This window comes from Mesorhizobium sp. P2_A12 (genome assembly GCF_056405075.1).
This window is the reverse complement of the sequence record NZ_JBFUCU010000007.1, coordinates 62,683-75,902: the sequence shown is the minus strand read 5'-3', so window position 1 is coordinate 75,902 and position 13,220 is coordinate 62,683. Positions and strand designations below refer to the sequence as shown.

Annotated in this window: 13 protein-coding genes; 2 read left to right on the top strand and 11 right to left on the bottom strand. The window is 63.9% G+C overall.

The features are described 5' to 3' along the window. Nucleotides 1–92: 92 nt before the first annotated feature. Nucleotides 93–1,526 (bottom strand): DHA2 family efflux MFS transporter permease subunit, encoded by a 1,434-nt coding sequence (locus AC1DZU_RS17300; protein WP_477286663.1) that lies wholly within the window; start codon nucleotides 1,524–1,526, stop codon nucleotides 93–95. 118 nt (nucleotides 1,527–1,644) lie between these two features. Between AC1DZU_RS17300 and AC1DZU_RS17295 the strand changes: the two genes are divergently transcribed. Together AC1DZU_RS17295 and AC1DZU_RS17290 are read left to right on the top strand one after the other, a co-directional pair. Continuing rightward, the gene (locus tag AC1DZU_RS17295; protein ID WP_477286661.1) at nucleotides 1,645–2,646 is read left to right on the top strand and encodes an ornithine cyclodeaminase family protein; all 1,002 of its coding nucleotides are present in this window, start codon (nucleotides 1,645–1,647) and stop codon (nucleotides 2,644–2,646) included. Continuing rightward, nucleotides 2,643–4,160, top strand: coding sequence for an HAL/PAL/TAL family ammonia-lyase (locus tag AC1DZU_RS17290; protein ID WP_477286659.1), 1,518 nt, complete (start codon nucleotides 2,643–2,645; stop codon nucleotides 4,158–4,160). The genes AC1DZU_RS17295 and AC1DZU_RS17290 overlap by 4 nt, the downstream gene beginning before the upstream one ends. Here the strand turns inward: AC1DZU_RS17290 and AC1DZU_RS17285 are convergent. The 10 genes from AC1DZU_RS17285 to AC1DZU_RS17240 all read right to left on the bottom strand — a co-directional run bounded on the left by AC1DZU_RS17285 (nucleotide 4,125) and on the right by AC1DZU_RS17240 (nucleotide 13,166). Next, a complete protein-coding gene (locus AC1DZU_RS17285) occupies nucleotides 4,125–4,925 on the bottom strand; it encodes a 3-methyl-2-oxobutanoate hydroxymethyltransferase (protein WP_477286657.1) in 801 nt (266 codons plus the stop codon). The genes AC1DZU_RS17290 and AC1DZU_RS17285 overlap by 36 nt on opposite strands. A gap of 38 nt (nucleotides 4,926–4,963) precedes the next feature. Beyond that, a complete protein-coding gene (locus AC1DZU_RS17280) occupies nucleotides 4,964–5,278 on the bottom strand; it encodes a MocE family 2Fe-2S type ferredoxin (RefSeq protein ID WP_477286655.1) in 315 nt (104 codons plus the stop codon). An 11-nt stretch (nucleotides 5,279–5,289) separates the two neighbouring features. Beyond that, nucleotides 5,290–6,381, bottom strand: a complete 1,092-nt coding sequence (locus AC1DZU_RS17275) for a fatty acid desaturase family protein (RefSeq protein ID WP_477286653.1) — start codon at nucleotides 6,379–6,381, stop codon at nucleotides 5,290–5,292. Nucleotides 6,382–6,401: 20 nt separating this feature from the next. Then, complete coding sequence (locus AC1DZU_RS17270; RefSeq protein WP_477286651.1) at nucleotides 6,402–7,316, bottom strand: sugar phosphate isomerase/epimerase family protein; 915 nt, start codon at nucleotides 7,314–7,316, stop codon at nucleotides 6,402–6,404. A 57-nt stretch (nucleotides 7,317–7,373) separates the two neighbouring features. Further along, nucleotides 7,374–8,462, bottom strand: coding sequence for a Gfo/Idh/MocA family protein (locus AC1DZU_RS17265; protein WP_477286649.1), 1,089 nt, complete (start codon nucleotides 8,460–8,462; stop codon nucleotides 7,374–7,376). Between the two features lie 212 nt (nucleotides 8,463–8,674). Further along, nucleotides 8,675–9,127, bottom strand: a complete 453-nt coding sequence (locus AC1DZU_RS17260) for an aconitase X swivel domain-containing protein (protein WP_477286647.1) — start codon at nucleotides 9,125–9,127, stop codon at nucleotides 8,675–8,677. Then, on the bottom strand, nucleotides 9,124–10,374 hold the full coding sequence (locus AC1DZU_RS17255; RefSeq protein ID WP_477286645.1) for an aconitase X: 1,251 nt from the start codon (nucleotides 10,372–10,374) through the stop codon (nucleotides 9,124–9,126). The genes AC1DZU_RS17260 and AC1DZU_RS17255 overlap by 4 nt, the downstream gene beginning before the upstream one ends. Nucleotides 10,375–10,447: 73 nt before the next feature. Further along, a complete protein-coding gene (locus tag AC1DZU_RS17250; protein WP_477286643.1) occupies nucleotides 10,448–11,515 on the bottom strand; it encodes an ABC transporter ATP-binding protein in 1,068 nt (355 codons plus the stop codon). After that, nucleotides 11,515–12,303: an ABC transporter permease gene (locus tag AC1DZU_RS17245; RefSeq protein WP_477286641.1), complete on the bottom strand. Its 789-nt coding sequence runs from the start codon at nucleotides 12,301–12,303 to the stop codon at nucleotides 11,515–11,517. Before AC1DZU_RS17245 ends, AC1DZU_RS17250 begins: the two co-directional genes overlap by 1 nt. Further along, entirely contained in the window at nucleotides 12,303–13,166 is an 864-nt protein-coding gene (locus tag AC1DZU_RS17240) for an ABC transporter permease (protein WP_477286639.1), read from the bottom strand. Before AC1DZU_RS17240 ends, AC1DZU_RS17245 begins: the two co-directional genes overlap by 1 nt. Between the last annotated feature and the right edge of the window lie 54 nt (nucleotides 13,167–13,220).

Sequence of the window (13,220 nt, the reverse complement as noted above, 5' to 3'; positions counted from 1 at the left end):
AGTTGCGCCATTGCGATCGCTTGCGAAAGCATCGCACCAAGGCGAAAGGGCAAGGCGGAATTTATCTGCGCATCCGGTAGAAAAATTCGATTTCAGTTCCCCCGTGCGTGGCCGGAAACCTCGGCACCCGCACCTGGCGGCAGCGCGAGGAAACGCAACGCCGCCACCAGCCCGATGGCGCCGATCGCCAGGAAGGCGATTCGAAAATCGACGAGGTCGAGCGCCGGCCGGTCCCTGGCGATCTGCGACAGGTTGAGGATCGCCGCCGCCACCGCGACGCCGAACAGCATCGCCACTTGCTGCAGCATGCTGGACAGTGTCGCGGCCGAGCTGCGCTGCGCCGCGTCGATATCGGCGAAGGCCAGCGTGTTGAGGGCGGTGAACTGCATCGAGCGCGACAGGCCGGCGATCAGCATCAGTACAATCACCAGCGCTTGCGGCGTCTGCGGTGAGATCGCCGCGCACGCCATGATCGACGCCGAGGCGATCAGGCCGTTGACGACCAGCACAGATCGAAAGCCGAAGCGCCGCAGCGTCGGCGTCGTCACCGTCTTCATGCCGAGATTGCCGAGGAAATAGGCCAGGATCATCATGCCGGCATCGACGGGGCTGAGACCGAAGCCGACCTGGAACAGAAGCGGCAACAGGAACGGCGTGGCGTTGATCGCCACCCGGAAATTGGTGCCGGCGGCAAGCGTCGAGATGGCGAAGGTCAGCACCTTGAACGATGAGAGGTCGAGCAGCGGATGCGGTGCGCGCCGGAGATGGCGCACCGCCAGCCAGCCGATGGCGACGTCGAAGGCGATGAGCGCCACCGTCGGCAAGACACCGTCTTCTGGATGCGCGATGCGTTCGAGCCCGTACAGAAGGCAAGCAAGTCCCGCCGATGTCAGGAAGAAACCCGGCCAGTCTAGCGGTTTTGGGTTGGCCTCGCGGTCGCCGGGAATGAAGCGGGCGACCAGCGCCAGCCCGATCACGCCCAGCGGGATGTTGATGAAGAAGTTCCAGTGCCAGGACAGATAGGTGGTGATGAAGCCGCCCAGCACCGGCCCGACCACCGGCGCGAACAGTGCCGGCCAGGTGATCAGCGCGGTGGCGTTGAGCAGCTCGGACTTCGATGCATTGCGCAAGACGAGAATGCGGCCGACCGGCGTCATCAGTGCACTGCCCAGCCCTTGCACGACACGTGCGGCGACGAACTGGGTCAGGTTTTGCGAGAAGCCGCAGGCGAGCGAGGCCAATGTGAAAAGGATGATTGCCAGCAGGAAGATATTGCGCGCACCGAACCGGTCGGCGAGCCAGCCCGACAGCGGCACGAACACTGCCATGGTCAGCATGTAGACGGTGATGCCGATACTCATCGCCACCGCCGGCACGCCGAAGGAAGCGCCCATCTGCGGCAGCGATGTCGAGATGATCGTCGAATCAAGCAACTGCATGAAGAAGGCGATGGCGACGATCAGCGCCACGCGCCGCGCATTGGTGGCCGTTTCGGGCAAGGCTTCAGTGTCGGGAATGGCAGTCATGACGGTACCGGTTTGAACAGCAATTAGCCGGCCGCGTCCATAGACGGCGTAACAAACTTTCGTGTCGCGTCACGGCCTGTTATGGATGAGAGGCGACCGGGGAAAGTGCACGCAGCAGATGAAACCCATCTATATCGACTATCTCAATGCCCTCGATATCGACGCCCTTGCCATGTCCGATGGTGAAATCATCGCCGCCGTCGAGGCCGGCCTGGTGGCGCAAGGCAATGGCCAGACGGTGATCGAGCCGCGCGTTCATCTCGAGCCGGACCCGTCCTTCCATGGCCATTTCAATGTCTTGCGCGGCTACGTCGCGCCGCTCGACACCGCCGGCGTCAAGATCGTCGGCGACTATGTCGACAACTACCTGCACGGCCTGCCCTCCGAATTCGGTATCCTCAATCTGTTCGATCCGCGCACCGGCACGCCGCGCGCCATCCTGGATGCCACCGTCATCACCGACATGCGCACAGGTGCCGTCACCGCCATTGGCGCCAAGCATCTGGCGCGCAAGGGCTCAAAAGTGCTGGCCCATATCGGCGCGCGCGGCACCGCCTACTGGAACGTGCGCCTGCTCGACCATCTCTTCGACTTCGACGAAATCCGCGTCCATTCGCGCCGCCCGGAAAGCCGCGACGGTTTCGCCGCAAAACTCTCCGCCGATCTTGGCAAGCGTGTCACCGCTGTGGCCGACTGGAAGAGCTGTGTCGAAGGCGCCGACATCGTGGTCGAGGCCTCGCGGCTGCCGGAACCGCAGCCCTTGTTGAAGACCGAATGGATCAAGCCCGGCGCGCTGGTCGTGCCCTACGGCACCATGAGCGCCGTGGAGCTGTCGCTGACCGACATCATGCAGAAGATGGTTGTCGACGATTGGGGCCAGTGCAAGGGCGGCAAGTTCGGCTCGCTGCGCGCCCATGTCGAGACCGGGCGGCTGAGCGAAAAGACGCTGCATGCCGAGCTTGGCCAGATCGCCGCCGGTCTCAAGGCCGGGCGAGAGAATGACAGCGAGACGATCCTGTTCTGGCACCGCGGCCTGTCGCTGTCCGACATTGCGTTGGGCAAGGCGATGCTGGCCAGGGCGCAGGCGCAAGGCATCGGCCAGCGGCTGCGCTTCGCATGAGTGCGCTCGTCCTCACCGGAGCCGGCGTGGGCACTGCGGATGTCGCCGCTGTGGCCCGCGAAGCGCGCAAGGTGGAGGTCCGATCCGATGTCCTCGGCAGGCTGCAGAAGGCGCGAATAGTGCTCGACCAGGCCGCCGCCTCCGGCCAGCAGATCTATGGCCTCAACACCGGGCTCGGCGCCAATCTCGGCACGACGGTCGAGGGCGACGCCAGCGCCTTCCAGCGCCAGCTGCTGGAAGGACGCAGCGGCGCGGTCGGCGAAGCGCTGCCGGTCGAGACCGTGCGGGCAACTATGTTTGCCCGCGCGGCGATGCTTTCAACGGGAGGCTCCGGACTTTCGCCCACCGTGTTTGTCGCTTTGGTCGACGCGCTCAATGCCGGCGTCCACCCGGTGATGCCGTCGCTCGGCTCGATCGGCGCCGGCGATCTGGTGCTGATGACGGCGCTGGCCCGCCTGCTGACCGGCGAAGGAGACGCCGACTATCAGGGCCGGCGCATGCCGGCGGCCAAGGCGTTGATGATGGCCCGCCTCGTCCCCATCAGCCTGGCGCCCAAGGACGGGCTGTCGCTGATCAACGCTTCGGCTGTTTCAGCGGGCAGCGGTGCGCTCGTGGTGACGGATGCGCTGTCCGCCCTTGCCCAGCAGCACCAGGCCGGCGCGCTGACCATGGAAGGTATCGGCGCCAATCGCACCATCCTCGACCTACGCCTGCATATGGCGCGGCCGGCCGCCGGCCAGCAGGAAGCGGCAAAGGCCTTGCAGGATCTGCTTGCCCGCGACGAGGCGCCGGCGCCGACTATCTTGCAAGATCCTCTGTCCATCCGCTGCATGCCCTCGATCCATGGCGCTCTGATCGAGGCGCTCGGTCAGGCGAGGCGTGCCGTCGAGATCGAACTCAATGCCGCCGCCGACAATCCACTGGTGCTCAGCGACGACGAGCTGGTGCTGTCGACCGGCAATTTCCACACTGCCTCGCTGTCGCTCGCCTTCGAAACGCTCGGCCTGGCTATCGCCCAGTGCGCCGCGGCGAGCGCCGCCCGCTTCATCCAGCTCACTGGCTCCGGCCGCAACGGCCTGCCGAAATATCTGTCGCCGGTCGGCGGCGCCTCGGCCGGCTTTGTGCCGCTGCAGAAGACGGCGACATCGATCCTGGCAGCCATCCGCCACAGGGCCAATCCGGTGATGCTGGATTTCTTAGCCGTCTCGGAAGGCGTCGAGGACCATGCCACGCAGACACCTCTGGCCGTCGCGAAATGCGCCGCGATGATTACACTCTGGCGGCGGCTGATCGCCTTTGAGCTGCTGGCAGCGGCACAGGCGGTCGACCTGCGCGACGGGCTCACCCTGGCGCCCCGAACCGCCGCTGTTCATATGGCGATACGCGCGCTGGTCCCTGCCCTGAAGGAAGACCGGCCGCTCGGCATCGACGCCGAAGCGCTCTACGCCGCCCTCGCCAATGGGCCCTGGCCGGTGACCTTACGCCCGGCCGACCTTGTCGAGGAAAAGTCGTAGCTCACCGGGGTCCATATGCACAACGTGCCTGTCCTCGGGATAGGCCAGACTGTTGACGTCGGCGACATATTCGGAGAACGCCGCGATGCGCTCGGCTTGCAAGCGGTCATATTCGGCGGCGAAATTGCGATAGACCTTGGAGTGGCGAGGCATGTGGCCACGGTTCTGGCCGAGAATGTCGTCGGCGAACAGGTATTGCGCGTCGCAGCCGGTGCCAGCCCCCATCGAGAGCATGATCAGCGACGTCCGCTCCGAGATCGCTTTCGCCACCTCGACCGGCACCACTTCGATCTCGGCGCCGATGGCGCCGGCAGCCTCCAGCTGCTTCACCGCTGCGAAGACCGCCATGGCGGTGTCGGCTGTCTTGCCAACAGCCTTGAAGCCGCCCGTCCAGGTGGCGCGCGATGGAATGAGGCCAACATGGCCGATGACCGGGATGGCATCGTCGGCCATCCGCTTGATCGTGGCGTAGCCGGCGCTGCAATAGACCGCGTCGGCGCCGGCCTTGTAGAGCCGGAAGGCCCAGCGCAGGAAATCGTCCGCCGTGCCGATCTCGAAGAAATTCTCCCCCGGCATGGTGAACAGGCTAGGGGCTGCGTCACGGTATTGCGGGTTGAGCACCAGTTCGGGCGGCACCGAGACGATGTCGACCCCTGCCCGCTCGGCGGCCTCGGCCTCGTCCATCGTCAGCACGCGCAGCATGGTCAGCTGGCGTTTGCCCTTCATGGCGCGCAGGTCGGCGACGGTCGGTCTCTTTCGGCTCATCGGCATGTTTCCATTTTTGTTGCTTGCTAACTGGCCGGTCAGCCGATCTCGATCATGACCTTGCCAGCTTCGATCCGCACTGGATAGGTCTTGAGGTTGACGCACACCGGTGCGCCCTTGGCGGCACCAGTCTTGTAGTTGAAGCGGCCATTGTGCTTGGGGCATTCGATGATGTCGTCCATCACCAGCCCGTCAGCCAGATGCGCCTTCTCATGCGTGCAGTACCCGTCAGTGGCGAAGAACTCGTCATCCGGGCTGCGATAGATGGCGAAGGTTCGACCGTCATGGTCGAAGCGGATGACGTCCTCTTCCTCGACATCATCGACGCCACACGCTTCAACCCAGTCGGCCATCTGTTTCTCCCCTATTCCGCTGCCGCCGGGACGGCCAGCGCATGGAACTCATCGCGGTACGGCCGCGCCGTCGGCGGCAGCTCGCGCTTGAGGAAATAGTCCTCGTACTGGAGCTGCTTGACCAGCACCGGCCAGACCTCGCGATAGGCTTGCCACATCGAAGGGTTCGGCTCTGGCAGATCATGCTTGATCAACTCATGCAGCGTCGGCAGCGCATGATAGGGCACCATCGGAAACATGTGATGTTCGACGTGGTAGTTCATGTTCCAATAGATGAAGCGGCTGATCGGGTTCATGGTGACAGTGCGCGAGTTCAACCGATGATCGGTCACATTGTCGGCCAGCCCGATATGCTGCAGCAGCCCGGTCAGCACCATGTGCCAACTGCCGTAGAGGCGCGGCAGGCCGATCAGCACCAGCGGCAGGAACGACCAGAGGTAGATCGCCAGCGCAATCGCAGCGAGATAGATGGCGATATGCCAGCGCGCGGCGATCACCGCCTTGCGCCGTTCCGTCTCCGGCACGAAGCTTTTCTCGTCCGGCGAGAGGTTGCCTAACGCATTGCGCACCAGCGTTGGCAGCGAATAGCGGAAATCGAGGACGCCGGTGAAGGCAAGTGCGGCGCGCAACAGGTCGGGCGGACGCATCACGGCGATCTCGGCGTCGCGTCCAACGATGATCGTGTCGGTGTGGTGGCGGGCATGGCTCCAGCGCCAGGTCACCGGATTGCGCATCAGCATGAAGCTGGCGATCTGGTAGACGACGTCGTTCATCCAGCGTGTCCGGAAGGCGGTGCCGTGGCCGCATTCATGCCAGCGCGAGTCGCTGGAAGAACCGTAAAGCACGCCGTAGACGAAAAAGAACGGCACGCACCACCATGAACCCCAGAACCACATGCCGCCGGCAGCCGAGCCCAATATGGCGGCGATCCAGATGATGGTGTCGCGGATCGCCGGCCCGTCGGAGCGCTGCATCAGTTCCTTCATCGTCTTGCGCGGCACATCCGTGTGATACCACTCGGCCGAGGCCAGCCCGGTCTCGATCGCGATCCGCGCGCTTTCACCGACCAGGCTGTAGTCGCGCTTTGTCTTGACCGTGGCCATCGTCGCCTCCCGTGCGGTCCTCAAAGGCCGTTGGCGCGGAATTTTCCATCGAGGAATGTCTTGGCGCGTGGCACGTCGTCTTCGGTCAGATGCTCGATGATGACCGGGATGTTCGGGTGCTTTTCGCTGAGCCGCTTGAGATAAAGATCATAATTGAGCGAACCGAGGCCGGGCGCCGGCAATTCGATCTCGCCGACGCCGCGAAAGGTGAGGCCTTCCGAAGCATTGTCATCGCCAATGTCGGCGTGCTTCTCCGACTTGTCGCTGCCGGAGCGCTTGACGTCCTTGGCATGCGCGATCCTGATCTTGTCGGTCAGCGTGTCGAACACCTGGTTCAGCACCTGGTCCATGCGGTCGATATTGTGCGCCTCGAAGTAGTTGGTCGGGTCCATCAGCAGGCCAAGACCGGGATGGTCGACCTGCGCAAACATTTTCACCGTTTCCTCGACTGAGCCGACGACATTGTTGACATAAGTTTCGAGCAGGAAGACCGCCCCGTGGTCATAGGCCGTCTGGGCAAGGTCGGAGATCACCTTGCGGCATTCCTCGAATCCTTCCTCGGTCTTGTTCCTGGGGTGGTGCACCCAATCGGATTCGGTGTTGTAGGTGCCTGTTTCCGAGATCACGTAAGGCGAGCCGAATTCGCGCGCGTTGCAGATGATCTCCTTGAGATGGCCGACGCGCTTCTCGCGCTCGACCTTGTCCGGGTGGATGATGTTGGTGTAGCCGGAAATGCAGCAGACCGGCAGATTGTGGTCTCGGAACGTATCCCGCACAGTCCTCGCCTTATCCTTGGTGATCTGCCCAACCGACAGGTCGATATCCCTGAAATGCAGGTCGAGTTGTACCGTGTTGAAGTCGAGCCCGCGAATGCGCTTCGCGACCTCCTTCAGGTCATAGGGGAAATAGCCGGTGAAGATACCCGCCTGCATCATGATGTGAACTCCTCCCGGTAAGCGATTCAGCCGCCACGCGATTCGGCGGATAGATGTTCAGTCGATCGAGATCTCGGACAGCTTTACCGTGCGGCCCTCCGCCATGGAGCGGTAGCCGGCCTCGACCAGCGCCATGGTCTTGACGTTGTCGGCGACGGACAGCGCCGGTGGAGTGCCCGTCTTCACCGCATGCTGCAGCTGTTCCATCACGCCGATGAAGGCGTGCGGGAACCACATCGTGTCCCATCTGGGACTGACCCATTCGCCGCCTGTCGTCTCGGCCGAGGCATAGGTCAGGGTCGAAGCCACGCCCGTCGGCCAGCCGATGGTGCCCTTGGCGACACCCCTGGTGCCGTCGACGCGCCAGTTGATGTGCTGATCGTCCTTGTAGCCCTCCTGGCGCGGGCCGGACCAGACATCCTCCAGCGACACGGCGAGCACGCCGGACGGGAAGCGTAGGGTCGATACCGTGATGCCGTCGGAATGGTCGAATTTCGTGCGCGGGTCCTTGCGGGTCAGCGTCGTGATCTCCTGCGGATCGCCGAACAGGAAGCGCAGCACGTCGAGATGGTGCACGCTCATATTGGCAAGCGTCAGCCGGTCGTAGCCGGCGAGGAATGACTGCCAGTGCGGAATCGCGTGCATGTCGATCTGCGCGAAAACGATGTCGCCCAGCGCGCCGCTGTCGATGATCTGTTTCAGCACGCGCATCGACTGATCGTAGCGCATGTTCTGGTTGACCGAGAGGATCTTACCGGACCCGGCCGCTTCGTCGCGCAGCCTGACCGCTTCCGCGACCGACAGCGCCAATGGCTTTTGCGCCAGGATCGCCTTGATGTGCTTCTGTTTCAGCGCCTGGCGGATCAGCGCCGGTTGCTGGTCGGGCGGAAAGGCAAGGTCGACGATCTCGACCCGGTCGTCCTCGATCAGCTGTTCCGGCGTCTCATGAACGGTTGGGATGCCCCAACGCCCGGCCACTTTTTCGGCGTTGGCTTTCGTGCGCGAAGCGATCGCGATCACCGGGAAGCCGGCTTGTGCATAGGCGGCGAGATGGCATTCGGCCATGATCATGCCGGCACCGACGCAGCCGATCCGGTATTCTCTGCTGCGAATCTTCACATCTGGCTCGAAATCGGTGCCTGCCATTCATTCCTCCCGTGGAGGACAGGATATAACGCGATGGCCTGCACCTCGGCCAAGGCCGACACCATCATTTCCCATCACGGGGCGTGACGACCGACCATTCAGACCAGGAATGACGAAGGCCGCACTGATGAGGCGCGGCGTTCATAGAATTGGATGGTTGCTCTACCGGACGGCGGCGACTTCCGTGGCGGCGGTGCGATTTGGGAAGAAGATCAGTCTGGGCGTCTCCCGATGCTGACGATCGCCCGGCCATTTGCGTCGTGGCCGATCGCGATCCGGTCGCCTGAGGCGATACCCGCAATGTCGCCCACGACCAGCGGTATGCGGATGTCGTAGAGGAATTCGGCGACGATGGCGCCCACGGCAAGGATCGGGTCCGGACGCTCCAGGAGAATACCGGCCGGTGCCGTGCGCCTGCGGATCGCCTCGGCTAGGACCGAGGATGAGGATGACGAGCCGCGCCCGCTCGGCATGACCAGGATCTTACCGGCGATATTCTGGCCGAGACCGGGATGCGAATGGTCAATGATGTCGCCAGTCTCGGCGTCGACGCCGCCCCAGAAGCTGAGTGGCTGCGAAAACACCAGCGCTTGGCCCTCGGCCTCGCCGGTTACTTGGAAGGTGCCGAACCGCTCGGTGGCCCCGGCTTCTGTCGACCAGATCATGGCGCACCCCGCACGACATATCCGACTGCGGCTGAGCAGATGCAATCCCGCAAGTCAGCGAAGGCGACGGACACACCGATATTGCCCGGTGCGTAATGCGCCCATTTGCCGGAATTGGTCATCACCACGCCGTCGAGGCGCTCGAGGATCGAGGTGACATAGGTGCAGGTGTCGGCGACCGGGATCAAGCCGAACGCCTCTATGCCAGCCAGCGCGCCCTCCTCCTGCAATCGGGTCAGCGTTGCGCGACCGGTGTTGACATAGATCGGGATACGCCTGCCCGGCGCGATCTCGCGCAGCATCGGCAACAAGCGCATCCATTCCTCATGCGAGAAATGCGGTGTGCCCAGCGATACGGCCGAAAGCGGCGCGCCATCGGGCACGGTCGATAGCCTGGCGAGCGCTTGATCGATGTCGGCGCGGCTGATGCGGATCGTCTCCTCTGGCGCATGGCCCTGGAACGCATCGTCGAGCGTCTTCGCTTCCGGGGTGATACCGACCGCATGGAACAACGCCACCGCGCCGGTGGTTGCCGCGGCGGCGCCCAGCGCCTTCAATTGGTCCTCGTCGCGCGGTTGTGGTAGGCCGGCGACCACCGGAATGCGATCGCCGCTCGCCTGCCCAATGAATAGCCCGACGCCGACGAACAGGCTGTCGCTCGGTTCTGGATCAGGAACGGCCAGTTCGAACAGGATCCGGCCGCGCCGGTTCTCGCACAAATGCAGGCCCCAGGCCGGCGCACGCCCGGTCATGGCGCAGCAGAGGTCGATGAAATCGCCATAGCGGTTGGTGCGCGCGCCGATAACCGAATTGGCAAACACGATGGCATTGGATTCACCCCAGGCGATCTGCTCGCCGAAGCCCGGCCGGAACCGCGTCTGGTAGGGTGCGCAGGTGAACGTCGCCTGGCAGCCGAGTTCGAGATGCGCCTTCATCAGACGCCGCGCCGGCACTTCCTCCGCCGCCGGCATCTTCACCATGCCGGGATGAATGAGATCGAACGAACCAACATTGAGCGTCGTCGGCACCCGGACACGGCCACCGCCCTCGACCAGCCGTTCGACGAAATCGAGCCCGGCCTTGCCGTGGTAAAGGCAGCCATCGATATGGGCGCCGGCAATATCCAGCAGGCTGCCGGCTCCAACTGCATTGGAAAACGCGACCAGGATCTTCATCGCAGCGGCTGCGGCCTGCCCCTGCTCGCCGTCGAGCATGGACTGGTCCTCGGCCGTCAATTCCAGCGTCATCAATGTGCTCCGCGCCCGTGCCCGGTTATGCTGTCCCTGATTACGAACAGTCTGGCAAGACCCGTTGCAGATCTCAGCCCGCAGCGATCAGCACCGTGCTCTCCGGCGACCAGCGCAGCACCACGTCCTGCCCTTCCGCCAGCCGCTCGATGCCGGTGTTCTGCACAATGACCTTGAGCGTCTGGCCGGCACGATCGACGAAGTACGTGCTGTTGTTGCCGGCGAAGATGCGCTTGGAGACCTGGCCCTTCAGCACGTTCGTGTCGGTGGCATTGGAAACCCCGGCATCGGTGGCGATGCGGATGCGTTCGGGCCGCACGGCGCAGCTCGCCTTGGCGCCGACAGCAAGGGTCGCGCCCGCGCCCGCGGCAATCGCCGTGCCGTCCGCCAAGCGGATGCCGCTGCCCGTCGTGTCGCCGCGAAAGATATTGGCGTCACCGAGGAAAGTGGCGGCGAACTCGCTCTTTGGCCGGTCATAAATTTCCTCCGGCGGCCCTTCCTGCACCAGCCTGCCGTCGCGCAAGATGCCGATGCGGTCGCTCATCGTCAGCGCCTCTTCCTGGTCATGGGTGACGAAGATGGTGGTGATGCCGATCTCGCGCTGGATGCGCTTCAGTTCGATCTGCATGTCGACGCGCAGCGCCTTGTCGAGCGCGCCGAGCGGCTCATCGAGCAGCAGCACGCGCGGCTTGGTGACGATGGCACGCGCCAGCGCCACCCGCTGGCGTTGACCGCCCGACAGTTGATGCGGCCGCCGGCTGCCGAGCTTGCCGAGTTGCACAAGATCGAGCGCACGCTGCACCTCGGCGGCAATCACCGCCTTGGCCTCGCCGCGCACCGACAGGCCGAAGGCGATATTGTCGGCAACGCTCATATTGGGAAACAGCGCATAGTTCTGGAACACCATGCCGATGCGCCGCCTCTCGACCGGCACCCGCTCGACGCTCTCGCCGCCGATGGCAATGCGGCCGGAGTCGGGAAAGTCGAACCCGGCGATCTGGCGCAGCAGCGTGGTCTTGCCGCTGCCCGACGGCCCAAGCAGCGCGTAGAAGCCGCCATCGGCGAAATCGATGGAGACATCGTCCAGCGCCTTGTGCGCGCCGAAGCTGCGCGAGACGTTCGATACCTGCACGCCGGCCATTATTTCTCTCCGCCGAATTTGAAGAAGCGCGCCGTGAGCAGCATCAGCGCCATCGACACGACAATGATGATCGTCGAGACCGCGTTGATCTCGGGCGTGAAGCCCTTGCGGATCGCGGCGTAGATTTCGACCGGCAGCGTCGTCTGCCCCGGCGTCGCCAGGAAATAGGACACCACGAACTGGTCGAACGAGACAGCGAAGGCGAACAGCCCACCGGCAATGACGCCAGGCATGATCCACGGCAGCGTGACGCGCCACGTCACCTGCCATTGGTTGGCGCCGAGCGAGCGCGCCGCTTCTTCCAGTTCCGGCGCGAAGGTCTGAAGCCGGGCCGAAACGACGACGATGACATAGGGCAGCGCCAGCGCCACATGGCCGAGCAGGATGGCATGCAGGCCGCGGCCAATGCCGACGCCGAAGAAGAAGATCAGCATCGCCGTGCCGGTGATCAGCCACGGAATGGCGATCGGCGGGAAAAGCAGCGCCTGCAGGAATTTCTTGCCGCGAAATTCATTACGATAGAGCGCCAGCGACGCCGCCGAGCCAAGCACCGTGCAGATGACGGTGGTGATGACGGCGATCTCGACGCTGTTCCATGTGGCGGCGATCAGTTGATCGTTCTGCCACAGCGATGCGTACCACTCCGTCGTCCATTCGAATGGCAGCTGGTAGAAGGGCGAGACGTTGAATGACATCAGCGCCATGATGATGATCGGCAGGTATAGGAAGGCAAGCAGCACCGAGATGTAGAGGCGGCCGAGCCATTCGAGGATGCGGGTCGTCGCCATCAGGCGGCCCTCCTGAGCACTGGCGAGGCAGCCGCCAGGATCACCAGCACGACGGCCAGCAGGATGAAGGAGAGCGCCGCACCCAGCGGCCAGTTGAACACCGCGACGAACTGGTCCTCGATGACCGTGCCGTAGAAGGTGCCTGTGCGGCCGCCGAGGATGCGCGGCTCCATGAAGGAGCCGACAACCGGTACGAATATGAGCGCCGCGCCCGCCACCAATCCGGGCATCGACAGCGGAATGATTACCCGCTTGAGCACCTGTAGTCGCGAGGCGCCGAGCGAGCGCCCGGCCTCGATCAGCGAGTCGTCGATCGCCTGCAGGGTCAGGTAGCAGGTCAACACCATGTAGGGCACGTAGGAATGCACAAGCCCGATGATCACGGCCGGATAGGAATACATCAGGTCGATGTTGATCTTGAACGGCAGCACGGCGTTAAGCGCCGTATCGAGGATGCCGCCTTCGCGCAGTACCATCGCCCAGGAAAAGATGCGCACCAGCCCGTTCGACCAGAACGGCAGGATGACGAGCAGGAAGATCGCCTCGCGGCTGCGGCCCTTCAGCACCTTGGCCAGCACGTAAGCCGCGGGATAGCCGATGACGATGCACCACAGCGTCACTTCAAGGCCAAGCCGCAGCGAGGCAAGCAGCAGCGTCAGGTAGAGGCTTTGCGAGAAGAAGGCGGCATAGTTGCCGAGCGTGAACGCCCACGGCTTCCCCGACAGCGGCAGCTCGGTCATGAACGAGAAGAAGACCATGGCCGACAGCGGCAGGAAGATCGCCACCGTCAGCCAGAGATAGGCCGGTGCTAGCAGCGGCAATGCCGATCTCAGCCCGCTTCGCGATGCTGTCGCAGCTGCCATGATGCCCTCCTCCCCAGGATTGAAAGAACCAGCCGGCGCGAACCGCCGGCTGGC

Coding starts and splice junctions, on each gene's coding strand:
- AC1DZU_RS17280 (WP_477286655.1), bottom strand. CDS start 5,278: ATGGCCGACTGGGTTGAAGCGTGTGGCGTCGATGATGTCGAGGAAGAG.
- AC1DZU_RS17240 (WP_477286639.1), bottom strand. CDS start 13,166: ATGGCAGCTGCGACAGCATCGCGAAGCGGGCTGAGATCGGCATTGCCG.
- AC1DZU_RS17295 (WP_477286661.1), top strand. CDS start 1,645: ATGAAACCCATCTATATCGACTATCTCAATGCCCTCGATATCGACGCC.
- AC1DZU_RS17245 (WP_477286641.1), bottom strand. CDS start 12,303: ATGGCGACGACCCGCATCCTCGAATGGCTCGGCCGCCTCTACATCTCG.
- AC1DZU_RS17290 (WP_477286659.1), top strand. CDS start 2,643: ATGAGTGCGCTCGTCCTCACCGGAGCCGGCGTGGGCACTGCGGATGTC.
- AC1DZU_RS17285 (WP_477286657.1), bottom strand. CDS start 4,925: ATGAGCCGAAAGAGACCGACCGTCGCCGACCTGCGCGCCATGAAGGGC.
- AC1DZU_RS17300 (WP_477286663.1), bottom strand. CDS start 1,526: ATGACTGCCATTCCCGACACTGAAGCCTTGCCCGAAACGGCCACCAAT.
- AC1DZU_RS17250 (WP_477286643.1), bottom strand. CDS start 11,515: ATGGCCGGCGTGCAGGTATCGAACGTCTCGCGCAGCTTCGGCGCGCAC.
- AC1DZU_RS17270 (WP_477286651.1), bottom strand. CDS start 7,316: ATGATGCAGGCGGGTATCTTCACCGGCTATTTCCCCTATGACCTGAAG.
- AC1DZU_RS17260 (WP_477286647.1), bottom strand. CDS start 9,127: ATGATCTGGTCGACAGAAGCCGGGGCCACCGAGCGGTTCGGCACCTTC.
- AC1DZU_RS17275 (WP_477286653.1), bottom strand. CDS start 6,381: ATGGCCACGGTCAAGACAAAGCGCGACTACAGCCTGGTCGGTGAAAGC.
- AC1DZU_RS17255 (WP_477286645.1), bottom strand. CDS start 10,374: ATGACGCTGGAATTGACGGCCGAGGACCAGTCCATGCTCGACGGCGAG.
- AC1DZU_RS17265 (WP_477286649.1), bottom strand. CDS start 8,462: ATGGCAGGCACCGATTTCGAGCCAGATGTGAAGATTCGCAGCAGAGAA.